The sequence below is a fragment of the Terriglobales bacterium genome, assembly GCA_035561515.1.
In the GTDB taxonomy this organism is placed as follows: domain Bacteria; phylum Acidobacteriota; class Terriglobia; order Terriglobales; family Acidobacteriaceae; genus DATMXP01.
This window is the reverse complement of sequence record DATMXP010000052.1, coordinates 110740-126434: the sequence shown is the minus strand read 5'-3', so window position 1 is coordinate 126434 and position 15695 is coordinate 110740. Positions and strand designations below refer to the sequence as shown.

General features: G+C 57.4%; 13 protein-coding genes. 6 read left to right on the top strand and 7 right to left on the bottom strand.

Going from position 1 to position 15695, the window contains the following annotated elements; all coding sequences use genetic code 11:
* The first annotated feature begins 48 nt into the window (after positions 1-48).
* Both VN577_22635 and VN577_22630 read left to right on the top strand, forming a co-directional pair.
* Positions 49-984, top strand: a complete 936-nt coding sequence (locus VN577_22635; GenBank protein ID HWR17644.1) for a lysylphosphatidylglycerol synthase transmembrane domain-containing protein — start codon at positions 49-51, stop codon at positions 982-984.
* A gap of 48 nt (positions 985-1032) precedes the next feature.
* The gene (locus tag VN577_22630; GenBank protein ID HWR17643.1) at positions 1033-3207 is read left to right on the top strand and encodes a M28 family metallopeptidase; all 2175 of its coding nucleotides are present in this window, start codon (positions 1033-1035) and stop codon (positions 3205-3207) included.
* 60 nt (positions 3208-3267) lie between these two features.
* Here VN577_22630 and VN577_22625 read toward each other — a convergent pair whose 3' ends face one another.
* The 3 genes from VN577_22625 to VN577_22615 all read right to left on the bottom strand — a co-directional run bounded on the left by VN577_22625 (position 3268) and on the right by VN577_22615 (position 5218).
* On the bottom strand, positions 3268-3723 hold the full coding sequence (locus VN577_22625) for a DUF4440 domain-containing protein (GenBank protein ID HWR17642.1): 456 nt from the start codon (positions 3721-3723) through the stop codon (positions 3268-3270).
* 146 nt (positions 3724-3869) lie between these two features.
* On the bottom strand, positions 3870-4376 hold the full coding sequence (locus VN577_22620; protein HWR17641.1) for a hypothetical protein: 507 nt from the start codon (positions 4374-4376) through the stop codon (positions 3870-3872).
* Between the two features lie 149 nt (positions 4377-4525).
* On the bottom strand, positions 4526-5218 hold the full coding sequence (locus tag VN577_22615) for a PEP-CTERM sorting domain-containing protein (GenBank protein HWR17640.1): 693 nt from the start codon (positions 5216-5218) through the stop codon (positions 4526-4528).
* A 352-nt stretch (positions 5219-5570) separates the two neighbouring features.
* On the opposite strand from VN577_22615, the gene ligD reads away from it, so the two are divergent.
* Positions 5571-7367: a non-homologous end-joining DNA ligase gene (gene ligD, locus VN577_22610; protein ID HWR17639.1), complete on the top strand. Its 1797-nt coding sequence runs from the start codon at positions 5571-5573 to the stop codon at positions 7365-7367.
* A gap of 185 nt (positions 7368-7552) precedes the next feature.
* On the top strand, positions 7553-8485 hold the full coding sequence (locus VN577_22605; protein ID HWR17638.1) for a tetratricopeptide repeat protein: 933 nt from the start codon (positions 7553-7555) through the stop codon (positions 8483-8485).
* Between the two features lie 63 nt (positions 8486-8548).
* Here VN577_22605 and VN577_22600 read toward each other — a convergent pair whose 3' ends face one another.
* Positions 8549-9544, bottom strand: a complete 996-nt coding sequence (locus VN577_22600; protein HWR17637.1) for a hypothetical protein — start codon at positions 9542-9544, stop codon at positions 8549-8551.
* 148 nt (positions 9545-9692) lie between these two features.
* Here VN577_22600 and VN577_22595 point away from each other — a divergent pair, with 148 nt between their 5' ends.
* Positions 9693-10448, top strand: a complete 756-nt coding sequence (locus VN577_22595) for a hypothetical protein (GenBank protein ID HWR17636.1) — start codon at positions 9693-9695, stop codon at positions 10446-10448.
* Positions 10449-10518: 70 nt separating this feature from the next.
* Here the strand turns inward: VN577_22595 and VN577_22590 are convergent, their stop codons facing one another.
* Both VN577_22590 and VN577_22585 read right to left on the bottom strand, forming a co-directional pair.
* Positions 10519-10683 carry a hypothetical protein gene (locus tag VN577_22590; protein HWR17635.1) on the bottom strand — a complete coding sequence of 55 codons (165 nt, stop codon included), beginning with the start codon at positions 10681-10683 and terminating at the stop codon, positions 10519-10521.
* Between the two features lie 320 nt (positions 10684-11003).
* Positions 11004-11375, bottom strand: coding sequence for a hypothetical protein (locus VN577_22585; GenBank protein HWR17634.1), 372 nt, complete (start codon positions 11373-11375; stop codon positions 11004-11006).
* A gap of 180 nt (positions 11376-11555) precedes the next feature.
* Here VN577_22585 and uvrA point away from each other — a divergent pair, with 180 nt between their 5' ends.
* Entirely contained in the window at positions 11556-14336 is a 2781-nt protein-coding gene (uvrA, locus tag VN577_22580; protein ID HWR17633.1) for an excinuclease ABC subunit UvrA, read from the top strand.
* 4 nt (positions 14337-14340) lie between these two features.
* On the opposite strand, the gene VN577_22575 is transcribed toward uvrA, so the two are convergent.
* The gene (locus VN577_22575; protein ID HWR17632.1) at positions 14341-15582 is read right to left on the bottom strand and encodes an Nramp family divalent metal transporter; all 1242 of its coding nucleotides are present in this window, start codon (positions 15580-15582) and stop codon (positions 14341-14343) included.
* Between the last annotated feature and the right edge of the window lie 113 nt (positions 15583-15695).

The window sequence follows — 15695 nt, the reverse complement described above, 5'->3', positions numbered from 1 at the left end:
GACAGTCCCCCACCAAAGCCGCGACTTCCATCGTACGCAAAAGTCGCGATGGGATATGTATTTGCGCTCGCATGCCTGGTGTGGGTGTTTCACGATGTGCACCCAAGGCGAGTGCTGGCGCAATTGACTATCCGGGAGTGGGCGTTTCTGGTTCCAGCAGTTTTCTTCGACATACTGACCTATGTCTTTCAGGGGATGAGGTGGAGTCTGCTGCTGCGGCCCACTGGCAGGCTCTCGTGGTTTCGTGGAACGCAGGCGATCTATGCGGGGCTGTTCACGAACGAGGTGCTGCCGCTTCGCGTCGGCGAAGGCGTGCGAGCGTTTCTGGCATCGCGGTGGATTAACGCGCCGTTCCGATCGGTGTTGCCATCGATGCTGGTAGAGCGATTGCTGGACGCCCTTTGCCTGCTGCTCGCGGTTGCCTGGGCTGCGATTGTTGCACCACTTCCGAAATTACTTTCCACGGCCGGCGACGTTCTGGGTGTGATTGTGCTGGCGGGAACGGCGGTGTTTGTGCTGGTGGTGTTGCGCAGTCGCGACGCTGACGATCCGGAACACACTTCCGCTATCGGGCGCTTCGTGCGTGAGATGGCCTCCGGACTTCGCCAGATCGGACTCTCGCGATCGATATGGGTTGCGTTCCTGTTCTCGGCTGGACTGCTGCTGTGCCAGGGACTGGCGTCGTGGTTCATGATGCGGGCCTTTGGGTTGCGATTACCCTTAACGGCAGGATTCGTGGTGCTGTTCATCATCCGGCTAGGGACGGCAATTCCGAATGCTCCGGCGAACGTTGGCACATTCCAGTTCTTTGCCGTACTGGGACTGTCGATTTACGGTATCGATAAGACGACGGCAACAGCATTCTCGATCGTGGATTTTCTTGTGCTGACGGTTCCGTTATGGACGCTGGGCCTGTTTGCAATCTTTGCTTCGGGTTTCAGTCTGAGGTCGCTACGGACTCAGGCCGCTTTACAGTCGTCGTAGCCCCTCGTTCTTCCTTCGAGACTCTCGTGTTTTATACTTCGACGCACCATGATGCGACTGATTTTCTTGTTGCTGTTCTCGATCTCAGCACTTGCCCAAACGTCCCCGTTTCTTCCGGAAGACCTTTACAACAAGCTGAACAACGAACTTTCGGGTGACATCGCTTTCGACCATCTACGTACGCTGACGCAGTTCCACGTGCCGAGCGGCGGTGCCGGGGACTTTATGAAAGAAGCCAACTGGATCGCGGCGAAGGCCAAGGAGTATGGGCTGGAAGACGTCCGAATTCTTGAGCTTCCCTACCGGGAGCCGGCGTGGACGCCAAAGTCCGGCGAATTGTGGCTCCTTGATAAGGACGGCAAGGAGACAAAGCTCGGTTCGTTCGAGGAAGTGGCAACATCGATTGCCGATAATTCACGTCCGACAAATGCGACGGCAGAACTGATCGACGTGGGCGAAGGCATCAGCGAACGCGATTATGAAGGTAAGGATGTGAAGGGCAAGATCGTGCTCGCCAACGGGTCGCCGACACTGGTGGAGAAGGAGGCGGTGTGGAAGCGGGGCGCACTCGGGATCGTTAGCTATTACTCGAACCGCGTGGTGCCGAGCGACTATCCGGACCAGATCACGTGGACGCGAATCAACCAGAAAGCCGATGCGGAAGGGCATGAACCCAGCTTTGGCTTCATCATTTCGTATCGGGCGGGCATGGCTTTGAAGCGCCGGCTGAACGCGCATTTCGAGTTCGATCCGCTGGCGAGGAAGAGTGTTGAGGTTCCGGCGGAAACGTTGCGCGCGCGGGTGACGATCGAGTCGGAATTCTCGCCGACTTCAACACAGCACATGGTGGAAGGTTGGATTCGCGGATCGAAGATTCACGACCAGCAGATCGTTCTGACGGCTCATATCCAGGAAGAGAAATTCAGCGCCAACGACGATCGCTCCGGCTGCGCCAACCAGCTCGAAGTAGGGCGCGCGCTGGTGAAGATGATCCGCGAGGGCAAGCTGGAACGGCCTGTGCGTGACATCCGCTTCTGGTGGACCAACGAAATCGACAGCCCGTACGACTATTTTGGCGAGCACCCGGAAGAGGTAAAGAACACGTTCGCCAACATCAACCAGGACATGGTCGGAGTGAACCAGACGATAGGTGGACTCAGCCGCGTGCAGCACGTGATGCGTACGCCGTGGTCGCGTCCGACGTTCATGAACGACGTGATCGAGTCGATCATCATGTCGCTGTATTACGGGAACAATTCCTATATCGCCGCACGGCAGGCGCAGAGCACACCGGCGGGATCGCACTACAGCCGTCCGATCTTCTCGCGGCTTGGCACGCGGGACCGCTACTCGGTGGAGATCACTCCCTTCTTCAACAACACTGACGCGATGCCGTTCAACGATGCTTGGACCGCGGCCGTTCATGGCGGCACCACGTTCACCAACTTCCCCGACGAGTACATTCACTCGTCAGGCGACGACATGTGGCAGATGGATCCGACGACGTTCAAGCGCAACGCCGTGGCGGTGACTGCGATTACGTGGTTCATGGCGAATGCGGGAACCAAGGAGTCCGGTACTGTCGCAGGGATGTTCACTCGCGGAGCGCGTAAACGGATGGCCAACGATCTTCAAAATGTCGTCGTTGCGCAGCGCGACGGAAACGCCTTTCTTTGGGACTACATGAATGTGAACGCGCAGTCAGTCCGACGGGAGCAAGATTCGGCGGAATCATTGCGAAGCATCGGAGCGGATTCAACGCTGGTCGCCACAATCAAGCAGATGCTGTTCGATTCCCGGGAAACTCTTGCTATCACTCCCGGCGCTGCAACACCACCCAAAGGTTTCGAACCGAACGCGTGTTCAGAATCGTTTGGCTGTGTCCCAAACAACGCTCCGAAAGAACTCACAGTACGAATTCCAACCCGCACGGCCTCCATTGCCGAATATCGCAAGAAAGAGCACGACCTCAAGCGTCCGAAGGGGCTGCATTCGCTGATGGCGTTTGAGGCTTTGAACTTCATTGACGGCAAAAGGTCCATGTGGGACATCTATGCTGCGTGTCGTGCCGAGTCGCTCGCCGGAGGCGAGTGGTACTACGGCACCGTGACGCCGGAGGCGATCAAGGAATACCTCGAAAGCGCGGCGAAGTTGGGATTGATTTCGCTGAAGGAAGCGCCTGCGCCGGCACCGGCGAAGACAACGGTGAAAAAGAAGAAGTAATGCGGCAAGAGTGAGAACCCCGGTCTGCGCAACGCGGGCCGGGGTTTTGCTTTGAGTGGATTACTTGCTGTCGTTATTCCACATGTCGTGTACGGCTTTCCATTTGCCGTCCGGACCTTTCTTCCATACGCAGAGGTACTTCCCTGTCTGCACGGTGGTTTTGCCATCAGCGCCCTTGATGGAAGCTTGAGTGGTTCCGGCGGTCCATCCGGTGTTGCCGTCGATACCGGCCGAGGTCGTCTTCCAGGAAACGGTCACGTTCGGATCGGAGAGAGTCTTCGCCCAGGATTCCCTGGCCTTGTCACGCCCGACGAATCCTGGTTCGTTGGGCGGATAGAGATGCGCGTCTTCGGCGTAGAAGGAGGCGACTTTGTCAGCATCATGCGCGACCGCGGCTTTCGACCACTCTTCGTCGAGCGCAATGAGCGCCTTGGTGTCGGCGTCGTCGGCGGCAATCAGCGTGCCGCAAGCGAGAATGAGAATGCAGGCAAACAGCAACCACGAGAGTCGTTGCATGGCGTTCCTTTCGAGTTTGGATCTGGAGGCCCGACTACCGGTTGACGTTTAGAAAGAACGATGGCGGAGTATATGAGAAGTTAGACGGAAGGGCAATGGATGAAAGGTCGGTCGAGCGGACCGACCTTCACAAGTCGATCAGTTCCCTACTTCTTCCAGCCCTGCTTGGTTGAGTAATCGTCGAGCCAGGCTTTCCACCGTGCCATCTTGGTTTTGAATTCGTCGGGGCTGACGATGTGCTTGCGTCCTTCTTCGGTGAGGGCGGTCCAGGTGTACGTGATGCGCATCGCGGTTTGGTTGGCCGATTCGGCGCGGCAATGAACTTCGATCCGCGCGACGAGGTTGGGATTCATCAGCACGTAGACGGATGCCTTCGGCGGCTCGTAACGCGCAAGCGACCAGGTGGTGGCCCCGTCGTCGGTGCGGAAGACCATGTCGAGTTCGGTTTCACCGCTGGCCGGATAAACAGGCGTGTACTTCCATGTGGGGATCCAGAGGAGTTCTCCCTTGGGCGTGAAGAGCTGGTAGATCTGGTCGACAGGCCCGTGGATGAGAATTTCGCCGGATTGCGTGGCGCGCATGGGTTCAGGCGTGGACTGGGCATATGCCATGCCACAGAACAGTAGCAGGGTGGCAAGGAGCAGTTGAAGCATTGTTTCCTCCAAAAGAAAAGCGCCCACGGTCTCGGAGGACCGCAGGCGCCTGGAATTTGTGTTCAAAAAGCGAAACGCGCCACCCCTGTGGGCAGCGCGTCTTCACTTTTATAGCAGGAGGTCAATGCTATATGCAACAAGAGTCTTGCTTACCGCGAAATACGCTTCCGCAGGCCGAAGGCGAACGCCACGAATCCTGCGCCGAGCAGAGACATGGTGGCTGGCTCGGGAACGGAAGTGACGTCGATCTTCGAGATGTTGGCAACGTCGGCGTTAGTGATCCCAACCCAGAGGGCCACACGGGTATTGGCATCGATGCCGGAGTCCGCGCCTGCCTGAAGTTGGCCGAGCGTGTATTGGGTTCCCGCGCCGTTTCCGCCAAACATGTAGAACAGCGTGTCCTGATCGATGAAGGAACCGGAAGCGCCGGCATAGCTGTCGCCGTTCAGGCCGGTGAACTGCGTTCCGGAAAACGAAAACAGCGTGCCGTTATTGCCGGTGTCGAGCCAGAGGTTCACGTTGATCGCTGAAGGATTGTCGGAGGTGACGGAAATGCTGCGGAGATCGCCCAGCAGCAGAGGATTGCTGAAGTACAGGACAACGCCGGCGTCGGAATAGGTGGGCGTGTTGGTGATCTGCCAGAAGTTTCCCGCCACGGGGGCCGACGCTACGGTGCCTCCGGGAAGCACCCTGAATATAGAGGTATTGCTGACGTAGAAATTGGTGCCGTCGTTTACTGAGTATGAAACATTCGGATTACCGACGGTAACGGTCTCTGCCAGTAGCGTAGTTGCCAGACCAAGCAGCAGCACCAGCATCAGAACCTTGACGAAGTGGCCCATTAAAACATCTCCTGAATTGGGAATGATCTTGCAGCCTCTGTCAGTTCCTTGCGCCGGCAGGGGCGTGGAAGTACATTGCGCACGTGGATGGCCTTTTTATCCGCGCGAAACACGGCGTCTGTGGCTGGTTTTCAGGAATTGTGGAAGTTCCATATCGGGAAGAGTGCAATCTGTTGCGCACTTTGGGAAGTTAACGTTATCGGTATAGATGGAATTTGAGTAACTTCGTGGTTAGGCTCCATCCCAAAATGGAACAAAATCTTCCCGGATTGAACCGCCGAATTCCCGTTCTGGCACGAATATTCCCGAGATAGGAACAAACTCGCAGTACGAAAGGCGAAACTAACCTTACGTGGCACTCGAAGAGTACAAGCGCAAACGCCGGTTCCAGGAGACGCCTGAGCCTCCGCCGAAGGTGGAGAAGAAGTCGCAGCGCAGGTTCGTGGTGCAGAAGCATCATGCGTCGCACTTGCATTACGACTTCCGGTTGGAGATGGAGGGTGTGTTGAAGTCGTGGGCGGTACCGAAGGGGCCGTCGCTCAACCCGGCGGACAAGCGGCTGGCAATGATGGTGGAAGACCATCCGGTGTCGTACTTCCATTTCGAGGGGATCATCCCGGAGGGAAACTACGGCGCGGGCACGGTGATGGTGTGGGACACCGGCACGTGGGAACCACTCGGCAATGCGAGCGAGATGCTGAAGAAGGGCGACCTGAAGTTTCGACTGAACGGGAAGAAGCTGAAGGGCGAGTTTGTGCTGGCGCACATGAAGGCGCGGCGTCCGGGGTCAAAGGGCAACGAATGGCTGCTGATCAAGAAGAAAGACGAAGCGGTGAAGCCGGGCTTTGATGTCGACAAACTGGACTGGTCGGTGTTGACGAAGCGGTCGCTGAAGCGGATCGCAGAGGATGAGGGTTCGGCGGAATGGGAGTCGAACCGGAAGGCGTCGCCGAAGAAGGCGAAAGATTCGTGGTTGGCGGACGCGGTGAAGAAGGCGGATAGAAAAACAACCACAGAGACGCACAAACACAAAGACATACAGGGTCGAAAACCGAGGACAAAGTCTAAGATGCGACCCTCGCCCACACCCGACGTGGATGAAGCCCCCGGGGATTTGAACGTGGCGGAATTAAAAGGCGTGCAGAAGGGTGACATGCCGAGAGTCATTCAACCGATGCTGGCGACCCTGACGGAGAAGGCGTTCTCGTCGGATGAGTGGCTGTATGAAATCAAGTGGGATGGCTATCGGGCGGTAGCGTTCATTGAGGATGGCGAGGTGCGACTGGTGTCGCGCAACCAGAATGAGATGACGTCGCTGTATCCGGAGCTGCGTGAACTGCCGAAGCTGGTAAAGGGGAAACACGCGGTGCTGGATGGAGAAATCGTGGCGTTCGACGAGGAGGGGCGGCCATCGTTTTCGCTGATGCAGCAGCGGGCGGGGATACGGTCGGGGGTGAAGAGGTCGCGTCCGAATACGGAGATTCCGGTGCTGTATTACGTGTTCGACCTGCTGTATCTGGACGGCTACAACCTGATGCGGGTTGATCTGGAGCAGCGAAAAGAGTTGTTGAAGCAGGTTATCAGGGAGAGCGAGATCCTTAAGTACTCGGACCATTTCGTGGCCGAGGGCGAGAAGTTATATGAGGCAGCGAAACAGAAGGCGCTGGAAGGGATCATCGCGAAGCGCCGGAGAAGTTGTTACGTGCAAAAGCGGACGCGCGAATGGCTGAAGATGAAAATCACCAAGCGCCAGGAGTGCGTGATCGGCGGGTATACGGATCCCAGGGGCAGCCGCGAGAATTTTGGATCGTTGATACTTGGGCTTTACGACGACAAGGGCCGGTTGATCCATGTGGGTCACGCGGGCAGCGGGTTCAACGCGGCGTCGCACGCGGAGATGTGGAAGCGGCTTCATCAGCTTGAAACGAACAAAAGTCCATTTCATGGGAAGGTCGAGGCGACCCGGAAACCGCATTGGGTGAAACCTGAGTTGGTGGCGGAGATCAAGTTTACGGAGTGGACGCACGAGGGACAGAGCGGCGCGATCAAGATGAGGGCGCCGGTGTTCGAAGGGTTGCGATTCGATAAGGATCCCAAAGAGTGCGTGTTCGAGAAGGTGGTGCCGGTGCCGAAGGAAGAGGCAGCCTGAGGCACTTGAGTAGGGTTTCGATAATCAACATCTCACGCTAGGCCCAGGTCGCCGAGTCCGGTCGGATTGGGGCGAGGCGATACCCTTCTGTTACCGATTGACAATTTTCAGGGACAAGACTACTGTGTCGAGCCATTCATTGCTCTTCAGGGGTGAGCAATGGCATTCCTTCAAGGCGGACACCAATGAGATTGCGATTCGGTTCTGTAGTCGCTTGCCTGCTATTGGTCGCGTTGACTGCTGCTGCTGAGAATGGCTGTGAGGAGTTCACAAAAGCGCAGAAGGGTCTTGAAAAACAAGCCGAGGACGGCGACGTTCAGGCACAACTGGAACTCGCCAAATTTTTCCAATGCGCGCATAAGGACGAGCAGGCGGCAAAGTGGTATCGGCGTGCGGCGAACAGCGGGGATGCGTTTGCGCAGAATCGTCTTGGCGGGATGTATGCCGAAGGTCGAGGCGTGACCCAGGACGACGCGGAGGCGTTCCGGTGGTTTCTGCGAGCAGCGAGTTCCGGATTTGCTCCGGCAGAGATGAACGTAGGCGTTATGTTCGCGTCAGGCCGCGGTGTTAAGGAGAGCCAGCAGGCGGCGGTGGACTGGTATTCCCGCGCGGTAAAGAAGAGTTACTATCCTGCGTTCTCAGCCCTGGGGAAGCAGTACATGTATGGACGGGGCGTGGAGGCGGACGAGGCGAAAGGGTTCGAATTGTTCCAGCGTGCCGCGTCGAAGGGAGACCTGGCTGCATTGGAGTGCCTAGCGTGGGCCTACACGAACGGAAAGGGCACGCCAAGAGATTACGCGCTTGCGGCTGAGTGGAACCTGAAGGCGGCGGAGCGTGGATCGGTCCTCGCCGAGAATAACCTGGGCTTCCTCTACGATCGCGGGGGATTTGGGCTCGCTCCCGACGGGCAGAAAGCCGTCTACTGGTTCGGCAGGGCTGCTGAGCACGGCCTCGCGCAGTCAATCTACAATCTTGCGGTTCTTTACCGTCTCGGGCGTGGGGTGGAAAGAAACATTCAAGAGAGCGACCGATTGTTTGCGGTAGCCGCTGGCTTGGGAGTGAAGGAGCCTCCGCTCAAAAGAACGGCGACTGAATCAGCCAGCCTGGGACAACGGTAGAAAAAGCAAACAGCTGACAAAGGGCACGGAGCGAGTCCGTGCCCTTCTTGTATATCCAGTGAACTACTTTATGTCTTTCATCGACAGCAAGGTGCCATAGTCGTTTCCGCTTGGTGCAACCGCCCGCGCCACGATACTCACGAACGCCTCACGGAGTTCGGGGTACTGGTTGAGCAGGGCCTTCATGACGCTAACGTTATCGGCGTAGGCAGCGGCCGTGTTCGAAACATCCGGGACCTGGAACTTCACGACCAGCCCAAGTCCGTCGGTGAGAGGGACCGGGAACAAGTCCGTGACCTTGTAGCTTTTGCCATTGAAGGAAAGATCCACGGGCGACTGCGGCGAAATTGGATTCTGTGGACGAACGGATTGCATTTCGTCAGCGATGCGATCCAGCGCCTTGGTTCCCATGAAGCGGACCGGGGCAGCAAGGTCCCATGCGGTCAGGTAATAGAACCAGGCGTTCAGGTTCTGGCCTTTAGCTTTGTACTGCTGGGCCTGGGCTATATACCACTTGCTGTCGTGTCCATTGATTGCGGTCGGACGGATGTAAACGCCGCCGATCTTCCATTGGGCGCCAACCTGTTGCAGGACGAATGAGACGGTAATGGGATTCTTGCCGCCCTGGGCATCGAGCATGGCAAGTGCGTAGTTGCCGGGAGGCAGGTTGGGGATGGCAAACCCAACGTAGTTGGGCGAATTCATGATGCCACAGTAGAATTCGGCACGCTTCAAGGGAGCATTCCCTTGCGCATCGAGCTGGTAGATGCCACGGATGCTGGAACCGGTGCCGAAATTGTCCTTGTTCTCATTGATTGCCGCTTGAATACCGGCAAAATCGGAAGAAACGGCAGGAATGGAGTTCTGTTGCAGGTCTGCTGTGTTGCCCGCCGCAGCGGCCTGATAGTAGCGCTGGGCCGCGTTTTCGATAGCAGTGCGAGTGGCGGTGTCGATTTCAGAGCCGACCCTGCACTCCTCCGCGATGACGGGGGTTGCCATGACGCAGGCGAACATCAGAATCAAAACCCAGGAAATCCTGACTTGATGAAGGCTTTTCATGTTCATTTGCTTCGCGTTTTCCGCTGCTTTGAATTGGATGCCAACTTAGCCAGTTCCGATGTTTGAACAACGCAAGCCGGGCGTCAAGTTACGTTCCTTAGTCGTGGGACAAATGGGTGTAGAATCGCGGTACGGGACGAGGCAGAAAATGAAACAAATTGCAGTGTTGATCGTACTTCTGACGCTGCTGGGATCGGCTCTTGGAGCCACTCCAAAGCAGAAGAAGGCAGCTCAAAAGACAGCACCTCCGCCCGTACAGGAACAACAACCCGCTCCGCCGCCCGTCCCTTTAACGCCGGAGCAGATGCCGGCCACAGCACCCAGGATCACATATCAGAACGGGATGCTGTCGATTACGGCGGAGAACTCCACGCTCGGAGACGTACTTAACGGCGTACGCAGGGCGACGGGAGCAGCGCTTGAGGTTCCACCCGGAGTAAGTTCGGAGCGCGTAGTGGTGCATCTCGGTCCCGGTCAGCCACGCGACATAATGCAGCAGTTACTGGAAGGCTCAAAGTTTGACTACATCATCGTGGGGTCACCCCAGAACCAGGCGGCGCTGGCGCGGGTGATACTGACAAACCGCGGAGTTGGTGGAGCGAATATGGGCAACACCAATGTCGCGACGAACCAGCCGAGTTTCCAGCCGGCACAGCAGACGAACTACCAGCCGCCAGAAGATGTGTTCGTGGAAGATGAGGGCAACGTTAACGAGATGGGCCAGCAGGAACAGCCACCACCAGGCCAGGAGATTTACCAGCCGGGTCCACCGGATGAGGCAGGCAATGTGCCGGGTCGAGAGCGAGGCGGACCTAAAACACCGGAACAATTGCTGCAGGAACTGCAGCGCATGCAACAGCAAGGGCAGGATGTGCCGCAACGCCCGGAGAGAACGCCTCGGTAATCTGAAGAGCGCTGAAAATAGAAAAGGCCCGACCGCATAGAATCGGGCCTTTTGATTTGGGGAGGGCTGATCAGTCGCCAGCGATGCCCTGTGTAGCGGGAGCGAGAGATGCCTTTTCGGTTTTTGGCTTTCGCGCGAAGACGCCCAGTACGCCTGTGATGATGAGATATCCGGAAACAACTCCGAAGGTCATTCCCAGTGTGATGGTCAATATAAGAATCAGAGCCGTAGCCAAATGGTTCACCGTAATCCGTCCTGTTCGATGCGTCTCTAAGCGCATCTGGATGTTAGGCCCGTTTTCGTCCGAAACTGCTAACCAGGTTTATTCCGCCTGGTTTTATTTCTTCTTTTCCGCGTTCCATACGGTCCGCGAGATAGCCCGTCCGCAAAACGGACAGAAATTCATGGGGTATAGATTGGGCCGATCTTCGGGTGAGCGGGCCGCATAATCTGAGTCGATCTCGTTGAGAATGCGTCCATGCATCCGCTGGAGCGGTTCGTTCAAGATCGCGCCTCCGTCCACCGCCCGTTGTAACAATTCGCAACAATGTTCCGTCATGCTCTTTGGTCCGACCCAAGCCAGATGTACTGCTCTTCGGCACCCACTTCGCCGAAGCGCTTCACCATGTAGGACCCGGGCAGCGCGTCATAAGCGAGCAAAATGGGTAGTACTGAGTCAGCCAGGCGATCCGCACACGGGCCATAGAGGAAGATCTTGTGGTAGCCTCCACCGGTTTCGTGGCCGTCCCATTCACCGGATCCCGCCTCTTTCAACTGCTCTTCCAATTGCTCTTCCAAACGAGTTAGATGCCGGGCTTCCGCTTCATTCCCGAAAGCATCATTGGAAAGCCGCATAGAAACGATGATGGCCTGCTCTTTGCCCGGTTCGGATCTCTTTATCACTGGCCACGGGCCCAATAATTTCACGCTGTCCTCTGCTCGAAGCACTTTGCGGTGGTTTGACCCTGTTCGCCAGTGACAATTAAGATACGGAAGTAGAACTGTGCCTTATCCCCGGCGGACTTTCTAGGGACTATGCACTCTCGGAAGTGCTAATACCTTCCCGCATTGGGCTATTCCGAAACGGCACCCAGGTCCTGGTTTGTCATGGGTATTTCGAAGATTACGGTGCGCGGCGCGCGCCAACACAACCTGAAAAACATCGACGTCGAAATACCCCGGAATACGCTCACGGTGATTACGGGACTCAGCGGGTCGGGTAAGTCTTCGCTCGCATTTGACACCATCTACGCCGAAGGCCAGCGCCGCTACGTAGAAACCCTATCCGCCTACGCCCGCCAGTTTCTCGACCAGATGGAGCGGCCGGACGTGGATGCTATTGACGGCCTGAGCCCATCGATCTCCATCGAACAGAAGACTACCAGCCGCAGCCCTCGTTCCACGGTCGGTACGATCACCGAAATCTACGACTATTTGCGCCTGCTTTATTCCTCGATCGGCGTGCCGCATTGTCCGCAGTGCGGAAAAGCGATTTCGCGGCAGTCGGCAGACCAGATCGTGGAGCGCGTGATGGCGCTGAAGCCGGAAGACCGGGTGATGATCCTGTCGCCGATCGTGCGTGGCCGCAAGGGCGAGTTCAAGCAGGAGATGGAGAAACTGGTCCAGCATGGATTCACGCGCGCCCGAGTCGATGGCGAACTGGTGAACCTGGAAGAAGAGGTCCGTCTCGACAAGCGGAAGAACCACACGATCGAAGTGGTGATCGACCGCCTGCTGGTGAAGCCGGGCATTGAAAGACGACTGGAGCAGTCGGTTGCGCTGGCGATGAAACTGGGCGGCGGTCTGGTACAGGTGGTGATTGTGGGCGGCGAGGAGTACATGTTCAGCGAAAGGCTGGCATGTCCGCAGTGCGGCATCAACGTGCCGCAACTTGAGCCGCGCTCGTTTTCATTTAACAGCGTGTATGGCGCGTGTCCGGAATGCCACGGGCTTGGGAGCAAATACGACTTCGACCCGGCCAAAGTGATTTTGGATTGGTCGAAGCCGCTGCTGGACGGCGCGCTCGGGCCGGGTTCCGCTTCGACGAACCTGCTGCACATGGTGAAGATTGCGGCGTCCGCACACGACATCGACCTAAGTACGCCATTCGAGAAACTGCCGCAAAACGAGCAGAACCTTTTACTTTATGGTCCGGAGAAGGGCGACCGTAGGACCGGGTTCAAGGGCGTCCTCGCTTATTTGAAGCAGAACATGGAAGACACGGCTTCCGAAGGCTATCGCGAATGGCTGATGAATTACATGTCGGCGACGCAGTGTCCGGTGTGCCATGGGAAGCGGTTGCGTCCGGAGAGCCTGGCGGTGAAGGTGAACGGGATGTCGATCGCGGACTTCACCGCGTTGCCGGTATCGCGAGCCGTGGAAGCAGTGGCGAAGGTCACTCTGAATGACCGCGAAGAACAAATAGCCGGACGCATCGTTCGCGAAGTCGCAGAGAGATTGGGTTTCCTGAATACCGTCGGACTGGGGTACATCTCGCTGGATCGCTCGGCGGCGACGCTTTCAGGCGGCGAAGGCCAACGGATCCGGTTGGCTACACAAATCGGGTCGAAACTGCGCGGCGTGTTGTATGTACTCGATGAACCTTCGATTGGCCTTCACCATCGCGATAATGAGCGGCTGTTGCAATCGCTGGAATCGCTGCGGGACCTCGGCAATACGGTGCTCGTGGTGGAGCACGATGAAGAGACAATTCGTCGGGCTGATTACGTCATCGACCTTGGACCGGGCGCGGGACGCCACGGTGGTGCGCTCGTAGCTTCGGGAACGCCGGCGCAGATCATGCAAAGCCCTGAGTCGCTCACCGGGCAGTACATTTCCGGCGCGACGCAGATCGAGATGCGACCGGAACGACGCCATGCGAACGGAAACGCCATCGCGGTACTGGGCGCTACCGAAAACAATTTGAAGCACGTGGACGTCACCTTCCCTCTGGGTGTGATGACGGTAGTAACGGGCGTCAGCGGTTCGGGCAAGAGCACGCTCGTGAACGACATTCTCTACCGCGCACTGGCGAAGCAGCTCTATCGTTCGCGCGAGGAACCCGGAGCGCACAAGTCGATCTCGGGCATTGAGCAGGTCGACAAGGTGATACAGATTGACCAGTCGCCGATTGGGCGCACCCCACGCTCAAATCCGGCGACCTACACCGGCGTGTTTACGCATATCCGCGACCTGTTTGCGATGCTGCCGGAAGCGCGCGAGCGCGGATACAAGGCGGGACGGTTCTCGTTCAACGTTCCGGGTGGACGCTGTGAGGCCTGCCAGGGCGAAGGCCAGCGCCGCATTGAGATGAACTTCCTGCCAGATGTTTACGTTTTGTGCGAAGTCTGCGGCGGCAAGCGCTACAACCACGAGACGTTGGCGGTGAAGTACAACGGGTATTCGATCGCGGATGTGCTGGAACTGCCGGTTTCCGACGCACTGCCCGTGCTCGAGAACTTCCCCCAGGTGCGGCAGAGACTGCAGACGCTGGTCGACGTCGGGTTGGGGTACATCCATCTAGGACAGTCTGCGGTGACGCTCTCAGGTGGTGAAGCTCAGCGCATCAAGTTGGCGCGGGAACTGAGCAAGCGCCAGACTGGCCGCACGCTTTATCTTCTCGACGAACCCACGACCGGGCTGCACTTCGACGATGTCCGTAAGTTGCTGGACGTCCTGCATCGGCTGACGGATCTTGGGAACTCGATCATCATCATCGAGCATAATCTCGACGTGATTCGCAATGCCGACTGGATCATTGACCTCGGGCCGGAGGGCGGCGAGGATGGCGGAAGAGTCGTTGCCCAAGGTACGCCGGAGCAGGTCGCGAAGGTGAAGAAGTCGTACACCGGACAGGCACTCGCACACTTCTTCTCGAAAAAGCAGTAGTTCCCTACTGCCGGAACAGCATGAATGTCGTTAGAGCGGTGAGGATGACCGTCAACGTCCAGGCGAGCACGTTATAGACGCGCGAGTTCCTGTACTTCCCCATCAGGTCGGTCTTGTTCACCAGCAGGAGCATGAATACCAACACGAACGGCAACAGAACTCCGTTCAGCACCTGCGACAGCACCGCGACCTTTACCAGTGGAAAATCCGGAATCAGGATGACCGCTGCTCCCAGAGCGATCAGAACGGTGTACAGCCCGTAGAAGATGGGTGCCTCGCGGAACTTCTTGTTCAATCCTGACTCGAAACCAAGTGCCTCCGAGACGGTGTAGGCCGTGGAGAGCGGCAGGATAGACGCCGCAAATAGCGAAGCATTCAGCAATCCGACTGAGAAGAGGATGTAAGCATATTTGCCGGCAAGGGGCTTCAGCGCCTGGGCGGCGTCGGTGGCATCGTGAATCTCGCGGAATCCATGGAGGTAGAGAGTGGCAGCGCAGGCGATCACGATAAAACCCGCGACGACGACGGAGAAGACCGATCCGACGACGGAGTCGATCTGCGAATACTTTAGGTCGCGCAGGCGTGTGCCTTTGTCCACGACAGATGCCTGTAGATAAAACTGCTGCCAGGGCGCAATGGTGGCGCCAATGATTCCGACGGAGAGATAGAGATAGGCGGAGTCTGAAAGCTGCGAGAGGCGGGGAACACTCAAGGTCTGGCGAGCGGCTACGGCCCAGTTCGGTTGCGCGATGACCGCCGTGATGATGTAGGCGATATAAAGGAACGAGAGAAAGACGAAAATTTTTTCGAGCTTGCCGTAATCGCCGAACACGACTGCGGACCAAACGATCACGGCTGCAATCGGAACGGAAACATATTTGCTGACACCGAACAGCTCCATACTGCTGGCGACGCCGGCGAACTCGGAGAGCACGTTGCCGAGATTGCAGAGCACGAGGGCGCTCATGAGCAGGAACGCGATGCGGAGTCCGTATTCTTCACGGATGAGCTCTCCCAGTCCTTTTCCGGTGACCACACCCATGCGGGCGGCAATTTCCTGGGCAAAGGTCAGGACGACCATGACGGGAAGGACTGTCCAGAGCAGCGAATAGCCGAACTTTGCGCCAGCGGAGGCGTAAGTGTAGATGCCACCCGCGTCGTTATCGACGTTGGCGGTGATGAATCCTGGCCCAAGGATGGACAGGATAAAGAGCAGTCGAATTCCCCAATTTCGCAAGCGGGACACTACTGCCCTCCACGTCAGAAGTGGAGTGGATCATCATCAGGGCGAGTGTAGCAGATTTGCGTCAGTGTGCCAGAAACGGATTTGTCACCATCCCGTGCTTCACCCATCACTGC